The sequence below is a fragment of the Kribbella sancticallisti genome (assembly GCF_039530625.1).
Taxonomy (GTDB): Bacteria; Actinomycetota; Actinomycetes; order Propionibacteriales; family Kribbellaceae; genus Kribbella; species Kribbella sancticallisti.
The window spans coordinates 45,615-65,160 of record NZ_BAAAOS010000054.1 but is presented as its reverse complement, the minus strand read 5'-3'; the positions used below and the strand labels follow the sequence as shown (position 1 = coordinate 65,160).

The 19,546-nt window shown below is 66.5% G+C and carries 24 protein-coding genes; 15 read left to right on the top strand and 9 right to left on the bottom strand.

What is annotated here, in order from left to right; translation table 11 throughout:
* The first annotated feature begins 16 nt into the window (after positions 1-16).
* The 3 genes from ABD255_RS33815 to ABD255_RS33805 all read left to right on the top strand — a co-directional run bounded on the left by ABD255_RS33815 (position 17) and on the right by ABD255_RS33805 (position 2,288).
* Entirely contained in the window at positions 17-445 is a 429-nt protein-coding gene (locus tag ABD255_RS33815) for an arsenate reductase ArsC (protein WP_020385338.1), read from the top strand.
* A gap of 596 nt (positions 446-1,041) precedes the next feature.
* A complete protein-coding gene (locus tag ABD255_RS33810; protein WP_344220877.1) occupies positions 1,042-2,067 on the top strand; it encodes an urease accessory protein UreH domain-containing protein in 1,026 nt (341 codons plus the stop codon).
* Between the two features lie 5 nt (positions 2,068-2,072).
* On the top strand, positions 2,073-2,288 hold the full coding sequence (locus ABD255_RS33805) for a heavy-metal-associated domain-containing protein (protein ID WP_040453978.1): 216 nt from the start codon (positions 2,073-2,075) through the stop codon (positions 2,286-2,288).
* Positions 2,289-2,387: 99 nt separating this feature from the next.
* Here ABD255_RS33805 and ABD255_RS33800 read toward each other — a convergent pair whose 3' ends face one another.
* Positions 2,388-2,975: a TetR/AcrR family transcriptional regulator gene (locus tag ABD255_RS33800; protein ID WP_157630310.1), complete on the bottom strand. Its 588-nt coding sequence runs from the start codon at positions 2,973-2,975 to the stop codon at positions 2,388-2,390.
* Positions 2,976-3,029: 54 nt separating this feature from the next.
* On the opposite strand from ABD255_RS33800, the gene ABD255_RS33795 reads away from it, so the two are divergent.
* Entirely contained in the window at positions 3,030-4,475 is a 1,446-nt protein-coding gene (locus ABD255_RS33795; protein WP_157630309.1) for a DHA2 family efflux MFS transporter permease subunit, read from the top strand.
* Position 4,476: 1 nt separating this feature from the next.
* Entirely contained in the window at positions 4,477-5,661 is a 1,185-nt protein-coding gene (locus ABD255_RS33790) for an MFS transporter (RefSeq protein WP_020385333.1), read from the top strand.
* Positions 5,662-5,704: 43 nt separating this feature from the next.
* On the opposite strand, the gene ABD255_RS33785 is transcribed toward ABD255_RS33790, so the two are convergent.
* A complete protein-coding gene (locus ABD255_RS33785; RefSeq protein ID WP_020385332.1) occupies positions 5,705-6,283 on the bottom strand; it encodes a TetR/AcrR family transcriptional regulator in 579 nt (192 codons plus the stop codon).
* 176 nt (positions 6,284-6,459) lie between these two features.
* Between ABD255_RS33785 and ABD255_RS33780 the strand changes: the two genes are divergently transcribed.
* The 5 genes from ABD255_RS33780 to ABD255_RS33760 all read left to right on the top strand — a co-directional run bounded on the left by ABD255_RS33780 (position 6,460) and on the right by ABD255_RS33760 (position 9,129).
* On the top strand, positions 6,460-6,630 hold the full coding sequence (locus ABD255_RS33780; RefSeq protein ID WP_020385331.1) for a hypothetical protein: 171 nt from the start codon (positions 6,460-6,462) through the stop codon (positions 6,628-6,630).
* Positions 6,631-6,701: 71 nt separating this feature from the next.
* Positions 6,702-7,169, top strand: coding sequence for a DUF2269 domain-containing protein (locus ABD255_RS33775; protein ID WP_202806427.1), 468 nt, complete (start codon positions 6,702-6,704; stop codon positions 7,167-7,169).
* A 61-nt stretch (positions 7,170-7,230) separates the two neighbouring features.
* The gene (locus tag ABD255_RS33770) at positions 7,231-7,632 is read left to right on the top strand and encodes a four-helix bundle copper-binding protein (RefSeq protein WP_020385329.1); all 402 of its coding nucleotides are present in this window, start codon (positions 7,231-7,233) and stop codon (positions 7,630-7,632) included.
* Positions 7,633-7,975: 343 nt separating this feature from the next.
* Positions 7,976-8,656: a hypothetical protein gene (locus tag ABD255_RS33765; RefSeq protein WP_020385328.1), complete on the top strand. Its 681-nt coding sequence runs from the start codon at positions 7,976-7,978 to the stop codon at positions 8,654-8,656.
* 200 nt (positions 8,657-8,856) lie between these two features.
* A complete protein-coding gene (locus tag ABD255_RS33760; protein ID WP_157630307.1) occupies positions 8,857-9,129 on the top strand; it encodes a hypothetical protein in 273 nt (90 codons plus the stop codon).
* 7 nt (positions 9,130-9,136) lie between these two features.
* On the opposite strand, the gene ABD255_RS33755 is transcribed toward ABD255_RS33760, so the two are convergent.
* Genes ABD255_RS33755 through ABD255_RS33745 form a run of 3 tightly spaced genes read right to left on the bottom strand, consistent with a single transcriptional unit; the run spans position 9,137 to position 11,588 of the window.
* Entirely contained in the window at positions 9,137-10,306 is a 1,170-nt protein-coding gene (locus ABD255_RS33755; protein WP_051084608.1) for an FAD-dependent monooxygenase, read from the bottom strand.
* Positions 10,267-10,743, bottom strand: a complete 477-nt coding sequence (locus tag ABD255_RS33750; RefSeq protein WP_020385325.1) for a hypothetical protein — start codon at positions 10,741-10,743, stop codon at positions 10,267-10,269. Before ABD255_RS33750 ends, ABD255_RS33755 begins: the two co-directional genes overlap by 40 nt.
* Positions 10,740-11,588 carry an alpha/beta fold hydrolase gene (locus ABD255_RS33745; RefSeq protein ID WP_083933162.1) on the bottom strand — a complete coding sequence of 283 codons (849 nt, stop codon included), beginning with the start codon at positions 11,586-11,588 and terminating at the stop codon, positions 10,740-10,742. Before ABD255_RS33745 ends, ABD255_RS33750 begins: the two co-directional genes overlap by 4 nt.
* 101 nt (positions 11,589-11,689) lie before the next feature.
* Between ABD255_RS33745 and ABD255_RS33740 the strand changes: the two genes are divergently transcribed.
* From ABD255_RS33740 to ABD255_RS33730, 3 genes are all read left to right on the top strand, one after another.
* Complete coding sequence (locus ABD255_RS33740) at positions 11,690-13,135, top strand: MFS transporter (RefSeq protein WP_040453891.1); 1,446 nt, start codon at positions 11,690-11,692, stop codon at positions 13,133-13,135.
* Positions 13,136-13,167: 32 nt separating this feature from the next.
* On the top strand, positions 13,168-13,773 hold the full coding sequence (locus ABD255_RS33735; protein WP_063745913.1) for a TetR/AcrR family transcriptional regulator: 606 nt from the start codon (positions 13,168-13,170) through the stop codon (positions 13,771-13,773).
* Between the two features lie 1,249 nt (positions 13,774-15,022).
* Positions 15,023-15,301 (top strand): hypothetical protein, encoded by a 279-nt coding sequence (locus ABD255_RS33730; protein WP_344220876.1) that lies wholly within the window; start codon positions 15,023-15,025, stop codon positions 15,299-15,301.
* Positions 15,302-15,607: 306 nt separating this feature from the next.
* On the opposite strand, the gene ABD255_RS33725 is transcribed toward ABD255_RS33730, so the two are convergent.
* The 4 genes from ABD255_RS33725 to mca all read right to left on the bottom strand — a co-directional run bounded on the left by ABD255_RS33725 (position 15,608) and on the right by mca (position 18,283).
* Positions 15,608-15,823, bottom strand: coding sequence for a DUF255 domain-containing protein (locus ABD255_RS33725; protein ID WP_425554597.1), 216 nt, complete (start codon positions 15,821-15,823; stop codon positions 15,608-15,610).
* Between the two features lie 9 nt (positions 15,824-15,832).
* Positions 15,833-16,858, bottom strand: coding sequence for a copper resistance D family protein (locus tag ABD255_RS33720; RefSeq protein ID WP_344220875.1), 1,026 nt, complete (start codon positions 16,856-16,858; stop codon positions 15,833-15,835).
* Positions 16,859-17,058: 200 nt separating this feature from the next.
* Positions 17,059-17,388 carry a hypothetical protein gene (locus ABD255_RS33715; protein WP_344220874.1) on the bottom strand — a complete coding sequence of 110 codons (330 nt, stop codon included), beginning with the start codon at positions 17,386-17,388 and terminating at the stop codon, positions 17,059-17,061.
* 31 nt (positions 17,389-17,419) lie between these two features.
* Positions 17,420-18,283, bottom strand: coding sequence for a mycothiol conjugate amidase Mca (gene mca, locus ABD255_RS33710; RefSeq protein WP_344220873.1), 864 nt, complete (start codon positions 18,281-18,283; stop codon positions 17,420-17,422).
* Between the two features lie 35 nt (positions 18,284-18,318).
* On the opposite strand from mca, the gene ABD255_RS33705 reads away from it, so the two are divergent.
* Positions 18,319-18,759, top strand: a complete 441-nt coding sequence (locus ABD255_RS33705) for a DUF4307 domain-containing protein (RefSeq protein WP_344220872.1) — start codon at positions 18,319-18,321, stop codon at positions 18,757-18,759.
* Between the two features lie 186 nt (positions 18,760-18,945).
* On the top strand, positions 18,946-19,458 hold the full coding sequence (gene greA, locus ABD255_RS33700; RefSeq protein ID WP_344220871.1) for a transcription elongation factor GreA: 513 nt from the start codon (positions 18,946-18,948) through the stop codon (positions 19,456-19,458).
* Positions 19,459-19,546 lie beyond the last annotated feature (88 nt).

Below are 19,546 nucleotides of genomic sequence, written 5' to 3'. Positions count from 1 at the left end.
GCAAGGAGAAATCGCCATGTCCGAGACAACGCCTGAGGTCTTGTTCGTCTGCATCCATAACGCCGGCCGCTCCCAAATGGCCGCTGCCCTGCTCGACCACCACGCCGCCGGACGCGTCGTCGTACGGTCAGCCGGCTCCCAGCCCGCCGACCAACTCAACCCAGCGGTCGTCGCAGCCATGGCAGAGCTCGGCCTCGACATCTCCCAAGAGTTCCCCAAGCCACTGACCGACGACGCCGTCAAAGCCTCCGACGTCGTCATCACCATGGGCTGCGGCGACGAATGCCCCTACTTCCCCGGCAAGCGGTACCTCGACTGGAAACTCGACGACCCAGCGGGCCAGGGCATCGACGCCGTCCGGCCGATCCGTGACGAGATCGACTCCAGGGTCCGCGCCCTTATCGCCGAACTCGTCCCGGCCACCGACGCAAACGCTGTGAGCTGATCGGCTCGCCAACCGCCTCCCGTGGCATGTCTCCCGTGCGGTGGTCGCCTCCGGACGCCTCTCACCGGGACCAGTTGAGGTCCGAGCATCCGGCTGATCTACGATTTGAGGTATGTCGGCGGCGGGGGTATCGGCTCAGGCTCGCTGGGCGGTCGTGGCCTGCCTACTGACCTTGGCCTGCTTTGCGGGTATCGGCTGGTCGCCCTCGCACCAAGACTCCTCGGCGCCAATGGCAACGATGGCAGGGATGGAACAGCACGGCGAGCCGGCGATGGGCCTCGCCGATCATCACGGAAGCGAGACCACCGGCCACTGCATGGACACGAGCCAGCAGTGTCACCCGGCCACGCCGGACGGCGGGTCAGCGTCTGCGCCGCTCGGAGATCTCTCCGTCAACGCGACTACCGCCACGCTGGTGGCCCCTACGTGTCCTGTTCGTGTTGACCAGCCGGCGGCTAGACCACCCGACATTCATCAGCTCTGTGTGAATCGGACCTAGCAGGTTAGTCAGCATCCCTCGTGGGTGCTGTCTCACCTGCCTCGTTCCATATCACCGCGGCGACCAGTACCCGCGGCACACAGAAGGATCCTGCTTGATGGCTAGTTCCATGACCTTGTTCCTCACGGGCCTCACCACCGGTCTCCTCGCGGGTGGCGCCTCCTGCGCCGCAGTCCAAGGCGGTCTGCTTGCCAGTGCTGTCACTCGCCGCCACGACGCTTTGTCCGACGAGAACCACCGGCACGTCGGCCCGTTCGCTCCCGTAGGCGCCTTCCTCGGCGCGAAGCTCATCTCCCATAGTCTGCCGGGCGCAGCACTCGGCATCGTGGGCGCTGCGATCCAGCCAAGTCCTCAAGTACAGGCATTGCTGCTGATAGCGGCAGCCGTCCTGATGGTGCTTTTCGCGCTGGACCTGCTAGGAGTTTCCGCCGTACGTCGCCTCGTCCCGCATCCCCCGGCAGCGTGGGGCAAGCGCGTCCGCAGATCCGCAAAATCCAGCAGCGCCACCGCCCCTGCCATCCTGGGATTCCTCACCATCCTCATCCCCTGCGGCGTCACCTTGAGCATGGAGCTCGTGGCGATCACCTCCGGTTCACCAGTTGCAGGCGCGGCCGTGATGGCGGGATTCATCCTGGGCACCGGGCCACTCTTCGCCGTCATCGGCGTCGTCCTGCGCTCCGCCGCACGCCTGTGGCAGGGCAGGCTCAGCATCGCTACCGGTGTCGTCATCCTCGCGGTTGCGCTCTGGACGCTGACCTCCGGCATCCGGCTCGGCGGCTGGTGGCCAGATGGCGCTACCACTGCGGCGGCGAGCACAGTACCGGCAGACGCTGTCCGTACTGCGCCCGACGGCCGCCAGCTCGTCATCATCCAGGCCCGCAGTAACGGATACCTGCCCGAAATCGTCACAGCCAAGGCCGGGATCCCCACCACCCTGGTTGTCGCCACCAACAAGACCGGCGGCTGCGTGCGATCGTTCGTCGTCCCCGACCTGGACAAGCAACTCGTCCTGGAGCCGACGGGCGAAGCCACCATCGACCTCGGGACCCCGAAGCCGGGCACCCTCAGCTACAGCTGCGGAATGGGCATGTACGGCGGCCGCATCGCCTTTCAGGGGGCGTGACCGTGATGGCTGAACTGATCTTCGAAGTCACCGGAATGCACTGCTCCAGCTGCGGACTCCTCGTCGACGACGCCGTCGAGGACGTCGCCGGCGTCACCTCATCCAGCACCGACGTAAGAACCGGCCGCACCACCGTCGAGATCGCCTCAACGGGCATCAATCCATCCGCCATCCACGACGCAATCACCAGCACCGGCTACACCGCCCGCCTCATCGATTAGGCCGGAGGTCAGGCCCAGTGGTTGCCAGTCGGCGACAGAGATACGGACCTGCGCGCATCGCCGAGTTCCTCGCCTGGTCGCCAGGCTCTGGCGAAACGGTCAGCTTCTGGAGTTCGCTGCGATGACGGCCTCCAGGGCGGGCCGTAGTACCCGTTCCAGATCCTGGCGGTCGGCATCGGCGAGGACGGGATCGCGCAGGAGGTACCGGGCGATCGTCACCCCCAGGGTGCAGGCATTCAGCACGGCGGCGCGGAGTTCGCTGTCGTCGCCGCCGATCGTCGCGGCCACGGCTGACTGCGCCGGCGCCATGACTTGTTCGCGCAGCGCGGCAGCCGCTGCGGGGTGGGTGAGGCAGCTACGCAGAAGCGCTTCGGCCGCGGTACGCCGTTCGGGATCCTCGAAATCGGCGAACAGATGTGCCGCGGCCGCCTCGGCCAGGTTGTCGGCGGTGGCACTGGTCAGTGCTTGGAGATCGATGCCTGAGGTAGCGGCCGTCGAGAAGAGCTGTTCCTTGTTGCCGAACAGCTGCATCACCAGCGCCGGATCGATCCCGGCTTCGGAAGCGAGCCCACGGATACTTGTCCGTTCATAGCCCAGCTCGCCGAATTGACGGCGCGCAGCCGCCACGATCGCTTCCTCCGTGCGACGGCGCCGCTCGGCGCGCGAGATCCGTTCATCCTCCACCACAGCTTCACTCTACACGCGTTGACCGAAAGAGGTTCTTCGCTCTACGCTCGTTGAGTGAACAAGCGAGGAGTGGATGCGGTGGCGAGCGCGGCAGCGCCGGGCCGGATCGGTGCACGCGCGGCGGTGGCGCTGGGCGTGCTGGCAGGTAGTCAGCTGCTGATCGTGGTGGACGCGACGATCGTCAACGTGGCGCTAGGCCCAATTCGTGACGGGCTGAGGTTCACCGATGCGCAACTGCAGTGGGTGATCACCGCCTACACGCTGGCTTTCGGTGGGCTGTTGCTTGTCGGAGGCAGGGTCGCGGACCGGTTCGGGCACCGCCGGATGTTCCTGCTCGGCGCGCTGGCGTTCGGTCTCGCATCGCTGGCCGGTGGGGCCGCAGGAGACGAACTGGTCCTGGTCGGTGCGCGGGCTGTGCAAGGTGCCGGCGCGGCGATGATGGCACCGGCGGCGATGGCCCTGGTGATGGATGTGTTCGCGCCGGGTCGCGGCCGGGTGCTGGCGTTCGGCATCTGGGCCGGCGTGACGGCCGGCGGCACAGCGCTGGGCTCTGTGCTGGGTGGGGTCGTAACCGAGGCGATGTCGTGGCGCTGGGTGCTGTGGATCAACGTTCCGATCGTGGCCGTCGTCGTGACGCTCGGCGTCCTGGTACTGCCCCGGTCCGGCGGAGCACGCACCTCGAGGATCGATGTAGCCGGCGCGATGACGGCCACCGGCGGTCTGGTTCTCCTGGTCTACGGCCTGACCAGAGCTGCCGACCACGGGTGGACGGCCGGGACACTGCTCGTCCTGTTCGCTGCGGTCATACTCCTGGCGGCTTTCGTGATCCTGCAGGCCACTCGCCGAGCGCCGCTCGTTCCGGCCGGCATCCTCGGCAGCCGGACCGTCGTCGTTGCTGATGTCGTGGGTCTGATCCTGGGTGTCGCTATCTACGCACTGTTCTTCTTCGTCAGCCTGTTCCTGTCCACGATTCAGGGCAAGGACCCGGTCTACGTCGGGTTGGCGTTCGTCCCGATGACTGTCGCGATCGCTGTCGCCGCGCGGATCTCCGGAGCGCTGGCCGACCGGGTCAGTCCAGGGCGCTTGTCTGCGGCCGGAGCAGCATTGGTGGCGCTCGGACTGACACTGCTCGTCAGGATCGATCCCGCGTCCAGCTATGTCGCTACCCTGCTGCCTGGTCTGGTCGTCGCCGGCCTCGGGCTGGGGTTGACATTCGTCCCGCTGACCACAGCTGCGATGTCCAGCGCCGGCCCCGCCGACTCGGGCATCGCCTCTGCGTTGTTCAACGCCGCGCAGCAGATCGGAGGAGCACTCGGTCTGGCGGTCCTGACGACCATCAGCAGCGCAGCAGCCACCGGAGCCAACGTCCCGGCATCCAAGCAGTCAATCACCGACGGCTGGAGCCTGGCGCTGCTCGTCGCCGCCGCGTTGACCGGCGTGGCCGCGGTACTGGCAGGCACGCTGATCAAGCCCGTCGTGCATCCGACCAGCGGGCAATGACGTGCTGGCCAGCTACCGCACCGCCTTGGCCGTTCCCGGTGTCGCTCGCGTGGTCGGCGCCGTTCTGGTCTGCTATTTGCTGGCCGGGATGGTGAACCTGTCCCTACTCACCAGCACCACGCACAGCACCGGCAGCTACACCATCGCCGGCGCCGTCGTTGGCGCCTACTCCGTCGCGGTGGCCCTCACCGCCCCCGTCTGGGGCCGCGTCGTCGATCACCGTGGCCCTTCGTGGACACTCGGTGTCGCGAGCGCCGCACAGTTCAGCGCATTCGCCGGCTACATCATTGCCACGCTCGTCGACGCTCCCGCATTTGTCCTCATCGCGACCGCCGCAGCTGCCGGATCTTGCACGCCGCCTGCGTCGGCAATCGCGAAGAAGGTCTTCGCGGTGTACGACGATCCGGACAGCCGGCGGGCGCTCTTCTCCATCTCGGGGCTGTTCGCCGAGATGGTCTTCGTCGTCGGTCCACTGATCGTCGGAGGCGTCGTCGCCGTCACCCAGCCGATCCTGGCTGTAGCAATCACGGCCGTCGTCGCGCTTGCGGGCGTCTGGTGGCTTCGCGCAGCCCCGGCCGTCCGCTCCCTCGACGCGACCAACCGGGACACCCCTCGCTGCGAGCGTTCTCGCCGTACCACCCTCGACAGTCGGCAGCTGCACGTACTGGCCGTCGTGGTCCTTAGCGCAGTCGCCATCGGTGCCCTACAGGTCAGCGTCATAGCACAGGCTGCTCACCTCAACCTCAACCCTGGGCCGTTCATTGCGGCCATAGCCTGCGGCGGAGTACTGGCCAGCTTCACCTACGGCGGCCTGGCCCTGCCCCGATCGCTGCCAGCACAACTCGCGATCGCGCTGGCGCTGTACGGCGTTCTCATCGTGGCCATCGGCACCGGTCCCGGCGAAGCGATCTCCATCGCGCTGCTGTTCCTGGCCGGCGCAGCAACCGGACCAGCAGATGCCATCGAGGCGCTCCTCATCGCCCACCACACGCCGCGCCAAGCACAGTCCCAGGCCTTCGCCGCCTTGACGACAGCCAACTGGCTCGGCTTCGCGGCCGGCAGTGCGGTCGCCGGGGCCGCCGTGGACCGCGGACCGCTGTGGATCGGAACCAGCATCGCCGCCGCCGCGACCATCATCGCGGCCCTTTCCCTGGCCGTGCCGCGCTGGAAAAGGCGACTGCAGTAGAAAGCCCAGCTCGACCGCGGATACTCATCGGCAGGCAGCAGTGTCAGACAGACAGGCCCAGCCCGGTCAGCGTGATCGAGACAAGTCGAGCGACCGCCTGTTCAGTTGGGAGACCGCCGGCAGCTGCCAGCGCGTGCAGGCAGTAGCTGGCGAGCTCCTCCGCGGGGACGTCGTCTCGCAGCTCACCACTGGCGGCAGCTTCGACCAGCAGTTCCTCGAACAGGGCGGTCAGTTGCTGCTCGGCGTGGGCAACGTGTTCCCCCCGGTGCAGCAGAGCTGCGAATTCTTCGGTGCCATGTTTCTCGCGGTGATAGCAGATGAGCGCGTAGCGCTCGAGAACCGCTTTGAGCCGCTGAGCTGGGCCACCAGGTTGCTCGCGAAGGGCTGTGAGTTGTTCGAGATGTGCGGCGACATGTCGTTCGTGCTGAGCGGCCAGAACCGTTTCGACGTCCGGGAAATACTTGTACAACGTTGCGCGGCCGATACCTGCCTTCTCCGCGATCTGCGTCATCGTCACAGACATCAGCCCGCGCTCGCTCACCAGAGCCCAGCCGGCCTCCAGGATCGCGTCCCGGACGGTACGGCGATGGGTATCGATCGTCTCGCTCCACAGCTTCGGCACCCTTGAAGCATACAGGACGACATGTGAGCGACAGTATGATTCTATACAGACATAGTGTCTCGCAAAATTGGAGAGATCTGATGACCGAACCGACCCGGCACCCCGACCCTGGCAGCGCCGCTTCTCCGGGGCCTCACCGTCGACCTGCCGCCGGACCACCGAAGGCCCCGCGCTGGGTGAAGATTTCGGCGATCGTGGTGGCTGTCCTGATCCTTGCGGCCATCGCGTTGAAGCTCAGCGGCGCAGGAGACGGCCACGGCCCTGGCCGGCACACCGGCGCCGCGCCGTTCAGCGTCACAGCGGTCCAATCAGCTACGGATGGTCACGCCGGCCCGGCCGACCGGTGACCATGCCCCCGAGGCTACGGAAGGTCGTACTTACAGCTCACGTGGCCACGTCGGTTGGTTGGCTAGGCTCAGTGGTCGCGTACCTCGCGCTGGATGTCACCACTGTGACGAGCCTGGACCTCGATGCCGTTCGCGGCGCCTACTCGGCGATGGCTTTGGTGGCTAGATATGTCATCGTGCCGCTCGCGCTTGCGTCGGTGGTCATCGGGATCGTTAACGCGCTCGGTACGCCGTGGGGTCTGGTGCGGCACTACTGGGTGCTGGTGAAGTTCCTGCTGACCTTGATCGCCACAGTGGTGTTGCTCATCGAGACCCAGACCGTGCGCTACCTCGGTGAGACAGCGCAATTCGCGGCCGATCCCCGTCAACTCCCCGGCACGCTCCCGCACTCCATCGGGGGTTTGTCGATGCTGCTGGTCATCCTGATTTTGTCGGTCTTCAAGCCTCAGGGTTTGACCCGCTACGGATGGCGGCGGCAAGACCAGCAGGCGCGCAGTAAGCGCGCCGGCGCCGGTACCCGGCGCGGCAGTGTCGGCTGACGAATACCAATTTTCCGTCGGGGTACCGAATGTTGCCACCAACTGGAGAGGTGAAGGAGCCATGTCCGTACGGGAAATGATCAAGTCCTACCCAGCAGCGATCAACCTCGACCGGACTCTCCTGGCTGATGCGGTCGAGGCCCTTCTCGAATGCACCCAGGCCTGTACCGCCTGCGCGGATGCGTGTCTCTCGGAGCTGGACGTGGATCCGCTACGCAAGTGCATCCGTACCGACCTCGACTGCGCTGATATCTGCGCGACCGCGTCTCGCGTGCTGTCACGCCACACCGCATACGATGCTGACGTCACCCGAGCCCTGCTCCAGGCCTGCATCCAGGCGTGTACGGCGTGCGGCGACGAGTGCCGGCATCACGCCGAGATGCACGAGCATTGCCGGATCTGCAGCGAGGCGTGCCAGCGCTGCAGCGACGCGTGCCAATCACTCCTGTCCTCAACCAACTGACAGCAACACTGTGGCGCCGACGGCGCACATGGCAACGACGTAGCGAGCAAGGCGAGAGCGATCGTCACGGCCTTTCCCCAGCCCTGTGGATCGTTGGCGGCCGCGGGCATCGAGTGGCCTTCTCAACGATGCGGCGTAGTAGACGCCAACTTCACCAGCAGCGCCTGGCACTGACGCGCCGATGGCAGCACCGCGCCGCGGATTAGGGCATTCCTTCGCCAGTCCCGCTGATCTCTAGGGAGAACCTTTGCACTGCGCCCTGGTCTACTATGCTGGCTAGTAGTAACTTCCTGGACACTCTCGCACCGCCCATCGCGAGAACCGTCCAAAGGAGAACCGCCCAATGAAACTCCTTCGCATCCTCACGATCCCTGCCGCGGCACTGCTCGCCGTCACGGCCGCCGCGGCTGCACTCCCCGCCCAGGCCAGCCACTCCTGGGGTACCTACCACTGGTCACGGAGCGGCCAGGTCACGGCGCCGCTGATCTCCAGCGTCACCTCGAACTGGTCAGGCAACCTCACTGTCGCCAAGGATGACTGGAACGCCAGCCCCTACATCCAAAGCGGAGTCGTCGCGGGCAGCACGTCGACCAGCACCCGGAGTTCCTGCCCGATGGCCACCGGCCAGATCCGCGTCTGCAACTACACCTACGGAAACAACGGCTGGGCCGGTCTGGCGTCCATCAATCTGTCCGGCGGTCACATCAGCCGAGGCAGCGTGAAGCTCAATGACACCTACGAGTCCGGCGCCCCCGCGGCCGAGCGGCAAGGCGTGATGTGCCAGGAAGTCGGCCACACCTACGGTCTGGCACACCAGGACGAGAACTTCAACAATCCCAACCTCGGCACCTGCATGGACTACACCAACAACTGGGGCACCAACCAGCACCCCAACAGCCACGACTTCAACCAGCTCGCCTCGATCTACTCCCACTCCGACAAGGCCGCCGCCGCGTCCGGGACGAAAGGCGTGACGACCATCAAGACCGGCAGCACTGTCACCATGATCACCTGGGCGAAGTGAACCGTCTCGCACTGGTGCTTTCCGCCGCAGCCGTCCTCCTCACGGGCGGCTGCGGCGGGTCGCCCCTCTCGTCGCCCACCACTGCCGCCAGCGAACCGGTCCCCTCGGCAGCGCCGCCCACTGCCGCATTGGCGACAGTCGCCGCAGGAACCGTCACAGTCACACAGGAAGGCAAGGCGCCCCCTAACACCCTGTGGTACTTGAGGATCGAGGACACGACCGCCAAACCACTACTGGAGCAGGCCTACCCTGGCCAGCCAATCTCAGTCACCCGGGCGCTGCCGCCGGGTGTATACCGCGTGATCGTCTGGCACCGCCCTTGTACCGGTGACTGCCCAACGACGGGCGAGGACGGCCTGGGGCCGCTCGGCCAGGTCTGCGGCGCGAAACTCGATCTGACGTCGGGAGCAAAGCTGCAGGCAACAGCTCAGATCAAGACTGATGGCGGCTGCGCGATCAAGGTTGCAGTCTGAGACGACGTCAGGTGTGCCAACTCAGCATCGGCTTCAACGAGCGGAGCAGGACCACAGGCGGCAGCCGGCCGAGCAGGGCGTTCCTCAACATCGCCAACGGCGGCAATGACCATTGCGCGACAGAACCGAACAAGGCTGACTGGCGCGCTATCGCCTGCGTGCGACCGCGTCTGCGGCGGTCGTAGGCAACCAACGCGGCAGCGACGTCTGCGATTTCATCGAGAACCTCGGCGAGTTCGACAGCGTCTTCGAGAGCGGTCCCGCCGCCTTGGCCGACGTCCGGCGTCATGGCGTGGGCGGCGTCGCCGACCAGCACGGTACGGCCGATGGCATAGCGATCAAGAGGCGGGAGCCGATAGATGTCGTGGCGCAGGATCTCCGCGTTTCTGACACTTTCGAGCATCGCGGGGATCGGCTGATGCCATCGCCCGAATCGCCGCCGCAACTCGGCGTGGTCATCGGTGTAGCGCAGATCGGGCGGGACGGAGGCCGTCAGGTAGGAGTAGATAGAGCCGTCACTGAGTGGAAAGATCCCGACCCGCTCGCCATGGCCCCAACTCTCGCTGGCTTCGATCTGGATCCGCAAGGGGGGCGTCATCAGACGCCAGGTGGTGTAACCAGCGTAAACCGGTGGCTTCGCGGCCGGAAAGACATGCGCCCGAACCGTGCTGCGGATTCCGTCCGCGCCGACAACCAGGTCACCGATGTGCTCACCTCGGGTGTGCGTGACGGTCACCTGCCGTCCGCCAGGCACTACCTGGCGTACGCTGGCGTCCAGTACGACTGCCTCGACGGGGAGTGCGCTTCTCAGGATTTCGAGAAGATCCGGGCGGCGGATCATGAGCGTGTCGCCATAGCGCTCGCGGATGGCTGCGATGTCAGAACGGAACAGCCAACGGCCACTGGAATCCCTGAAGCCCGCGGCAGCTTCGATTCCGCCCAGGCCGCGGACCCGGTCTCCCAACCCGAGCAAGTCCAGTGCTCGCACTGCGTTCGGCCACAGCGAGATCCCGGCTCCTACTTCGCGCAACTCGGCTGCCTGCTCGAGAACGCTGACCTTCCACCCACGCCGATGCAGAGCGATTCCAGCGGCCAGACCGCCAATCCCCGCCCCGACGATGACAGCTCGCCTCTTACTCAACTTCCCTGCTCTCCTTTGGTGCTCCGCGCCGACCATGACTGCGACGGCTGCCTATTGCGGTTCGACCAGCGGTGCAGGGCGATGCCGGCTACCGCTACCCAGCTGGCGGTCGTGGTGACGAACGAGGTCGCCAACGCCGCGCGGTAGGGCTTCGCGTGCTCGACGGAGGGCCGGATGGCGACTGGCGCGAAGGCCAGCGCGTTCGTCCAGCAACCGATGGCCAGGGGAACCGAGATCGCGCGCGGTAGCCGCGGCAGAGCAAGACCGGCGGCCGTGACGATTCCTCCCATGATGATGAGGTCGAGGTGAAGCTGACGGATGCGGCCGGGCGCTTGCACCCCGGCCTTCGCCAGGAGCTCCGGCTTGTAGACGGTTGCTGCGTACGGGAATCCGGTCAGCGCACCGGCTGCGATCTGCGCCAGTCCGGACACCACCAGGCCGTTGACCGCGGGTGCTTCGCGGCGCGAGTTCACAGATCCTCCATGGGTGGGTCGAGAAAAGCGTTCAGGTGGCGGTAGGTCTGCTCGGGGCAGTCGTCGTGCAGCGAGTGACCCGCGCCAGGGAGTATGTGCGTTAGGACGCCAGGGATCCGGTGAGCAAACCGATCGAGAAGCGTTGCAGGGTAGTACCGGTCGCGATCTCCCCAGAGGATCAGAACCGGGCATCCGACCAGCCCGAGATCGCGTTCCGTGCCGCGCCATCGCACGCTGCGCTCGACACGCAGCATGTCTCGTCGCAGTGACGGCTCGTGCCGAATAGCGGCAGCCACGGAACGAAGGACCTCATCGGCCGGCATCCGGTCAGGCCGAGCAAAGGACTTCCGCAGCATGTGCCGCAGCGAAGCAGCCGAGGTGAAGCGGGCTGCCAACCCACCGACGATCGGCAACCTGAGCAGGCGGAACTCCCAGACATCAGGCACATCCAGCCCCGCCGGCGCCAGCAGTACGAGCCGACTGATCCGCTCGGGCTGCAACTCAGCAAGCCGCAACGCGAAGCCGCCGCCCCACGAATGGCCCACCATTGCCACCTGCGACAGACCGACCGCATCAAGGAAGTCGGCGATGGAAAGAGCAACCGCATCCGCATCGTGAGCAAAGTCTGATCCGAGAACCCGAGTGCCGCCTTGGCCCGGCGGATCCACTGCATAAACCGTGTACCTGGAGGCAAGTTCAGCCACCATCGCACCGAAAGTCAGGCGCCATCCACCGGCTCCAGGCACCAGCACTACCGGCGGCCCGCTCCCCGCGCGGGCATAGCTGAACCGAACCTCAGCCGTCCGAGCAACTGCGATCCGCGGCGCAAAGCTTTCACCCACCACAGCGCACTCCTCCCACTAGCCATACCCCCGTACAGTATATAAACTATACACTAGTGTTCAGTTTAGTCGAGGATGTCGCTACGGCCACACAGGGAGACCAGATGACACACCAATCACCCCAGCAGACACCTCCGGTCGCGGGACGAGCTGATCCACGTCGGTGGATCACGCTGACATTGCTGGCGTTCGCTCAATTCATGTTGATCGTCGACATCACCGTCGTGCAGGTCGCTCTGCCGAGCATCGGCGACGATCTCGGCCTGGGCCGCGAATCCCTGACCTGGGTGGTCACCACCTACACCCTGGTCTTCGGTGGCCTGATGATCCTCGGCGGACGCCTCGCCGACGTTTTCGGCGCCCGTCGCATGCTGCTCACCGGGCTCGGCGTTTTCACGCTGGCATCACTGGCAGCCGGCTTGGCAACCAACGCAGGCCTGCTGATCGCAGGCAGGGCGGCGCAAGGGATCGGTGCGGCACTGATGTCCCCAGCGGCGTTGTCCATCCTCACCACCAGGTTCCACGGGAAGGACCGAACTCGGGCACTGGGGGTCTGGGCGGCAATCGGCGGCACCGGCGCCGCGATCGGCGTACTGCTCGGCGGCCTGCTGACAGCAGGCCCGGGCTGGCAATGGGTGTTCATCATCAACGTGCCAATCGGCGTGCTGGTCCTGGCGCTCATTCCCCGGCTCGTGGCAGCAGATGTGGACAGAGAGCGTCAGAGCATCGACGTGCCCGGCGCCATGCTGGTCACCGGCGCGACTGCACTGCTGATCTACGGCCTCGTCCACGCAGGCGAGGCTGGTTGGACCTCAGCCGGGACATTGGCCGCTCTCGCCGGCGCCGCGATCGGGTACGGCATGTTCGTACTGGTCGAGACACGGGTTGCTGTTCCGCTGATGCGGATTCAGACACTGACCCGCCGCCCTGTCGTGTCGGGCACCTTCCTCATGTTGGTGGCGACAGGGCTGCTACTTGGCTTGTTCTTCCTCACCTCGCTCTACTTCCAACATCTGCTCAGGTTCAGTCCTCTCAAGACAGGGCTGCTGTTCCTCCCCGTTGCACTCGCCATCACCGTCGGCGCTCAGGCAGCCGCGCACCTGATCAGCCGGGTTGGCGGCCGGGTTATCGCTGTCGCCAGCTTCTCGTTGGTCGCAGCCGGCGCCGCATTGTTGACTCAGGTCTCCCCCGGCGACAGCGTCGCCACTTCGGTCCTGCCGGGCTTCCTGCTGGCTGCTATCGGCATCGGCCCGGTCTTTGTCACGGCGACCACCACCACTTTGGCCAATGTGCCTACGCCGGAAGCAGGTGTCGCCTCGGGTGTGGTCAACACCTTCCACGAGCTCGGCGGAAGCATCGGAGTTGCCGTTGTGTCGACGATTGCCGCAGCGAGCCTGTCCACGCCCGACGGTGCGGCGGCTAGCGTTGACGGATTCACCGACGCGTATCTCGCCTGCGCCGTCGCTGCGGGTGCGGCGGCGCTCGTGGCGCTCGTACTGGTGCCGGGCGGAAAGCCAGCGGCTGTCGTTGGGCACGGACACGGCCACTGAACCGGCTACGAGCAGTCCGTACGCTTTGTAGCATGACACCCGACCAACCCCGGCGGCGCGCGGACGCCGAGCGAAACACCGAGACAATTCTCGCCGCTGCCAGGGGACTCCTCGCTCAAGGAACACTTCCATCGATGAGCGAGGTTTCCACCGCCTCGGGCGTTGGCCGAGTCACGCTGTACAAGCACTTTGCAACACGCGAACTGCTCCTCGAGGCTGTTGTGCACCGCGCCGTCGCCGACACGGCTGACGCCCTGTCAGATCTCGGCCTCGACACCGGCCCGGTCGAGGACGCCCTCGAGCGACTCGTACGAACCTCGTGGCCGATCCTCGACCGCCACCGCAAAGTCCGAACCGTGGCCCTCACAGCCATCGGGCACGAGGCACTCCGCGCCCACCACGACCCCGCATTCCGCCACGTCGACCAACTGATCGCTCGCGGACAAGACACCGGATCCTTCCGCAACGACCTCACCCGCGACTGGCTCACCGCCGTCTTCTACGCCATCCTGCACGCCGCAGCAGACGAAGTAGACGCCGGCCGACTGTCCTCAGACACCGCCGCCGACTCACTGATTCCAACCCTCCTCGCCACCCTGCGCCCAGCGCACCACAGGCCCACACCGAAGCCGAGCTAGCCGCGGCCCGCCATCCGGAGTGCAGGGCACCTCATAGCTGGGCGCAGTGCGCGATCAAGTCGTGCGCGACGCGTTGACATATATCCACCCCCAGCCCGAGCGCCCCTGGCTAGACAAAGGCCCTGGCCGCAGCGACGGGCGTCTCCCAGGCGACCCTACCCAGGCATTTCAAGCCCGCTCTCGGACAGACCCAAGACGCCTACGTCGAACAATGGCGCACGGACCTCGGCTCAGCCCCAGCTCCGCGACACCGACGTACCGATCGAGTACCGCCCCACTCCGCCCGTAGACGACACGAGCGCTCTTCGAGCGAGGAACACCTCAGCAACTCGCTGCCCTACGGAGTCAACGGGCAGATCTCGGGCCGCTGCTCGGCTTTACATCGCCTCGGTCAGGCCCAGACCAAGACCCTTCTGCGAGTGCCAAAGGACCAAGCCACGACCAGGTCCATCTTGGGTCTCATCGGCGGCGCTCTATCGCCTCTTGCGCGACCGCTACCGGGTCATTCCGAGCCGACGCCCCACTTGGGACAACAGGGATACCAGGCAGAGCCCTCATTGACGCCAGAACGAGACCACGAGCAGCCCCTGCACGGCCCGACAGCTTCAAGGCTCTTCCCGAGGGCATGCACCCCGGTCACAGTCCGCGACTCGCTCATACACGCAGGTGAGAGCAAACCCGCCCACACACCCGCGCGGCCTACACCACTGCGGACACCTGCACAACCCTGCCCATCTTTGCGTACTTTTGTGCGTACCTGGCAGATCCGGTTCGATAAGAAGGCCCTCTGACTCAGGCGTTTTGCCTGGTCAGAGGGCCTTTCATGGAGCCGCCTGTCGGAATCGAACCGACGGCCTTCTCAATCCCCGGTCCAAGGCAAGGGCCTGCAGGTGTCCAGCTCTGACCGAAAGCGATACATCCTGACTCGATCGCAGCAGCCGAGCATACCTGGCGTACAGGCGTCTGGATCATCGTCGAGAGGGTCGAGCGCGTGAGAGACGATCACGTGCTGCATGGAGTACTTCTGCCCATCATTGTCTATAGGGAGTCACAGGCCATCGACTCATCTCACCCAGGACGTGGTTCATGTCAGGACGCGGCATCTCCGCGGATCGCGCCGCGGTCCTGGTCCATCACGCTTTACACGCCCGGACGATCGGCTCGGTCGCACGATGAGCCGGTCAGCGAGTCCGGCATCGCGTTCGACGCGGGACCTGACCCGAGGCGCGTATTCCTCAGCGCGCAAGAGGTGATCGCGCGCTACCGTTGGGGGCATCGGCGGGGCTACCAGAACCTCCAGGATCGCGAGCTAGTCCCACCGCCGGTTGTGAGGCACCCGGATCGCTGGCGGCTCGATCAGCTGCTTGCCAACGAGGATCGCCACATCGCTCTCTCGGAGAAGGAGGTGGAGAGGTTGATGGCGGCGAGCCAGCCGACCGCGCCGGATCGCGAGTCCGAACCGGGCGCGCATCGCCGCATGGCGACCCTCCTCCCCCAGCCCAAGCAACAGCACCGCCGCTCCGCCTGACCTTCGCTGCGGCGTGCGGCTCTGTGAGGGTCGGCGGCTCTTACCAGGATGCGCCTTGCCCAGCAGAAGTTGACCATCGTTCGCCCTCTCGACCGCACTCGTCCAGAGGCTCGCATCCACGGCCGTTCGGACCGGGGGCGATATCGGATAGCTTGAGGCGGTGATCAGCCTGGGGCGGTGCAAATGGCCCCGCCACCATCGTGTCGTTCGGGTGTCACGCGATGCATCAGCGTGATGCATTAGGTGTTGCAGACGCTGCGGAATATGGCCGAGCCATGCGCCAACAAGCCGCGTTTTGCGCCTGGATCACAGGGATCCCGACCCTACGGGGTCCAACTGGAGCGGGCTGGCAATCACCTGACACCAGTGACAAGCCGAGTAGCCGATGGACAGGAACACCGGCACGTCCCGCTCCCGCGCTTCCGCGAACACCGCGTCGGACCACTCCCGCCAGTGCACCGGATTGTCCGCATGCTGCCGCAGATAGGGAGAAGTGGACACACCGAGCTCGTTGGAGGCCATACCTCCACGTTAGGGGACTTGGGAAAGCGCCACCGACAGGCCCAGCGCGACGGCCATGATGAAGAGTTCGCCGCCGACGAGTTGCCAGAAGCGGGGACCGGATACCTCGTGGTCGCCGATGGTGTGGCGGCGGTGAAGCAGACCGCCGATGATGAGGACGACGAAGGCGACGGTCTTGGCGAGCAGCAGGGCGCCGTACGCGTCCGCGGTGAGGACGTCGAGGACCGCGCCGAAGCCGCCACCCTTGGCTGCGAGTCGGCCGGCGGCACTGATCAACCCGCTCAGCAGGAGGGCGATCGACGAGGCCAGAGCAACCTGGCTGAAGCGTTCCAGCACCAGCGGCAGGCCGCTGCGGCTGGCGCGTCCGTAGCGGACCAGGCCGGCCAGTCCCCCGACCCAACTGGTCGCGGCGATCACGTGGATGACAAGCGCGGCGCCCGCCAGTACGACGTACGACTCATTGCGCGGGAACGCTGTCAGGGCGGGTGGGACCAACGCGGTGATGGCCACGAGCACGCCGAGTCCAGCCGCCGAAGAGGTCTGGACGCGGCGGATACCGACGGCCAGGGCGACGACCAGGATGCCGGTGATCAGCAGACCCTTCACCTCGGGCACCCCGAGCGCGTTGTCCAGCCGGAGCCGGAGCAGCGTGACCGGGGTGTTGAGCAGCACCGCGGCGGTCAGGATCGCCCCGGTGAAGGAGGCGATCGCCCAGATGATCGCGGAGTTGCTCGCGTCCCGGACCGCGCGCCGTCCCTGCACGCCCAACGGGCCGCCGTCCGTGCGCAGCAGCACCACCGCGGCGAGCAACGCGCCCGCGCAGCCGACCGTCGCCATCACGGAAACCACCCGGAACAAGGGCAGTAGCCACTCGGTGAAGGCGCTGGGCCCGGTGATGAGCCCGTCTCTCGAGGGCTCGCTGCCGGCCGCGACCAAGGCGACCGCCATGGCGATCGCGGCGACGGAGACTGCGGCGGCTCCACCCGCGACCAGACGTCCGGGCATGCGGTGCCGGGCGGCGCGGGTCGCGGTCACAGAGCGTTCCGGCCCTGGGCACCTAGGTTGGACACGCGCACACTATAGGGTCAGCCAACTCAGAGTGTCCCGGCACGACACCATCTCGTGATCAGGGATGCGCAAACGGTTGCCTGAGCGTGACTTTCGGCGACAACCGGGATCTGGCCGTTGCCGTCGGCACCGAGTTTCGGCGGGCCGGAGCAGCCGGTGACCCGCTGCTACTTCTTCTTGCTGTCCGCCGAGTCCTCAGTCGTCGTCGGCACCTGACCGGGGCGGTGGGGTGGGGTCGGCGTCTGCGCGACATCGCCAGCCGGGTCCGCTGAGCTGTCCTCGGTCGGCGGGACGTCGGACGGTGCTCGGTCGCGCGCACCATCGTCCGGCTCGAAGTCGATCTTCTTCAACTGCTTGCCCATGTTGCGCATCAGCAGCACCGTGGCGGCACCGAGCGCCAGCACGATCAGCAGCGCGACCCATCCGGGCCGGACCGAGTTCGGGTCGATCTCGGTCGCCGGCAGCCTGATGCTCAGAAGATGGGTCGTCGCTTTCACCACGCCAGTGTCTCACCGTCTCGCCCCGCCGTCAGCGCAGCCCCGCGAACAGGTCGTCCTCGGGCAGTTCGGAGTCCACCAGGCTGCGGGCCAACTCGTAGTCCTCGGTGGGCCAGGCGGTCTGGTGAACCTCCAGCGGTACGGCGAACCACGCGCCCTCGGGGTCGATCTGGGTCGCGTGCGCGAGCAGCGCCCGGTCCCGGACCGCGAAGTACTCCGAGCTCTCCACCCGGGTGGTGATGCGCTTCTCGTTCTCCGGATCCGGCTTCCAGTCCTTCAGCCGGTCGGCGTAAGGCGACTCCAGGCCGCGCTCGATCATCGCGTCGTGCAGCGCCTTCATCCGCTCGCGGTGGAAGGTGTGGTGGTAGTAGAGCTTCAGCGGCTGGAACGGATCGCCGAGCTCGGGGTACGCGTCGGGATCACCGGCAGCCTCGAACGCCGCCACGGTGATCTGGTGGCACATCACGTGATCCGGGTGCGGGTAGCCGCCGTTCTCGTCGTACGTGGTGACCACCTGCGGGCGGAACTCGCGGATCAGCTTCACCAACGGCGCGGCCGCGTCCTCGACCTTGAGCGAGGCGAAGCAGCCGTCCGGCAACGGCGGCAGCGGATCGCCCTCGGGGAAGCCGGAGTCGACCCAGCCGAGCCACTCCTGCCGGATACCGAGGATCTCCCGGGCGTCATCCATCTCCTGGCGGCGGATCTCGGTGATGTTCGCCAGCACGTCCGGGCGATCCATGTTCGGGTTCAGGATCGAGCCGCGCTCGCCCCCGGTACAGGTGGCGACCATCACGTCGACGCCTTCGGCGACGTACCGGGCGGTCGATGCGGCGCCCTTGCTGGACTCGTCATCGGGGTGAGCATGGACATGCAGCAGGCGAAGATCTTCAGTCACAAGACACAATGGTCCTCCAAGCCCGAGGAGAACCAGTGACCGACCCACACCCAGCCGCGCGGACCGACGCCGCGAGCACCGATCTGGACGCCCGCTACGGGCGGACCGGACGCAGCCGCAAGCCGTTGGTTCTGGGCATCATCGCGACCTTGTCCCTGGTCGCGCTGGTCTGGCTGCTGTGGGTGGCACTGCTCCAGTCGAACCCGCCGGTCTCGTCGCGGCTGCTCGGTTTCACCATCACCTCGCCGACCTCGGCCAAGGCCACGATCCAGGTGGACCGCACCGAGTCGGTCGAGGCGAGTTGCCGGCTGCAGGCGAAGGCGGCCGACTTCTCCATCGTCGGCGAACTGACCGTCACCGTCGCGGCCGACTCCCCGCGGCAGCAGTCGATCGAGTCGACGCTCACCACCCAGCGGGCCGCGACGGCCGTGGTACTGGTCGGCTGCACCACCGCGGACGCTCACCGGCCGAACTGACCGGCTGACGGACGGTTGCGACGGCAAACGATTGCCTCTCCGCCTACGCAAACGGTTGCGCGGTGTTTGAGCGGGCACAGAACTGTGGGGTTCTGAGCGCGAACTTGCTAGGCTCAGTGGATTGGTCGCCGTCGACGACGGCGGCCTGAAGCTTTTCTACCCATCCCATCGACAAAGGAGCAGCCCGTGACGCAGAAGATCGACGAGGACAGCGTTGTCTGGCTGACACAGGATGGTTACGACCAGCTGAAGTCCGAGCTCGAGGAGCTGAAGGGTCCGGGCCGCGCCGAGATCACCCAGCGGATCAGCGACGCCCGCGACGAGGGTGACCTGAAGGAGAACGGCGGCTACCACGCCGCCAAGGACGAGCAGGGCAAGATGGAGGCCCGGATCCGGCAGTTGGAGGACATGCTGCGCCGGGCCCGCGTCGGCGAGACCCCGAAGTCCGGCGGCGTCGTCGGCCCCGGCATGAAGGTGTCGATCAAGTTCGCCGGCGACGACGACGTGGAGACCTTCCTGCTCGGCTCCCGCGAACTGCTCGCGCTGGACACGTCGGTCGACATCGACGTGTACTCGCCGCAGTCCCCGCTCGGCTCGGCCATCCTGGGCAAGAAGAAGGGCGAGAAGGCCACCTACGAGGCTCCCAACGGGAAGCCCGTGACGGTCGAGATCGTCGCCGCGGTGCCCTTCACCGGCTGAGTCCACGCCGGTGACGGCAGCACCCCCGGCGCCTCGGGCGCCGGGGGTGCTGCTTTTCGCGGTACAGGCCCGGAAAGCTTGGTGCGGC

Excerpts from the sequence above, each read along its gene's own strand:
- ABD255_RS33815 (WP_020385338.1), top strand. The coding sequence starts at position 17 with ATGTCCGAGACAACGCCTGAGGTCTTGTTCGTCTGCATCCATAACGCC.
- ABD255_RS33810 (WP_344220877.1), top strand. The coding sequence starts at position 1,042 with ATGGCTAGTTCCATGACCTTGTTCCTCACGGGCCTCACCACCGGTCTC.
- ABD255_RS33805 (WP_040453978.1), top strand. The coding sequence starts at position 2,073 with ATGGCTGAACTGATCTTCGAAGTCACCGGAATGCACTGCTCCAGCTGC.
- ABD255_RS33770 (WP_020385329.1), top strand. The coding sequence starts at position 7,231 with ATGTCCGTACGGGAAATGATCAAGTCCTACCCAGCAGCGATCAACCTC.
- ABD255_RS33765 (WP_020385328.1), top strand. The coding sequence starts at position 7,976 with ATGAAACTCCTTCGCATCCTCACGATCCCTGCCGCGGCACTGCTCGCC.
- ABD255_RS33755 (WP_051084608.1), bottom strand. The coding sequence starts at position 10,306 with ATGGTCGGCGCGGAGCACCAAAGGAGAGCAGGGAAGTTGAGTAAGAGG.
- ABD255_RS33740 (WP_040453891.1), top strand. The coding sequence starts at position 11,690 with ATGACACACCAATCACCCCAGCAGACACCTCCGGTCGCGGGACGAGCT.
- ABD255_RS33735 (WP_063745913.1), top strand. The coding sequence starts at position 13,168 with ATGACACCCGACCAACCCCGGCGGCGCGCGGACGCCGAGCGAAACACC.
- ABD255_RS33725 (WP_425554597.1), bottom strand. The coding sequence starts at position 15,823 with ATGGCCTCCAACGAGCTCGGTGTGTCCACTTCTCCCTATCTGCGGCAG.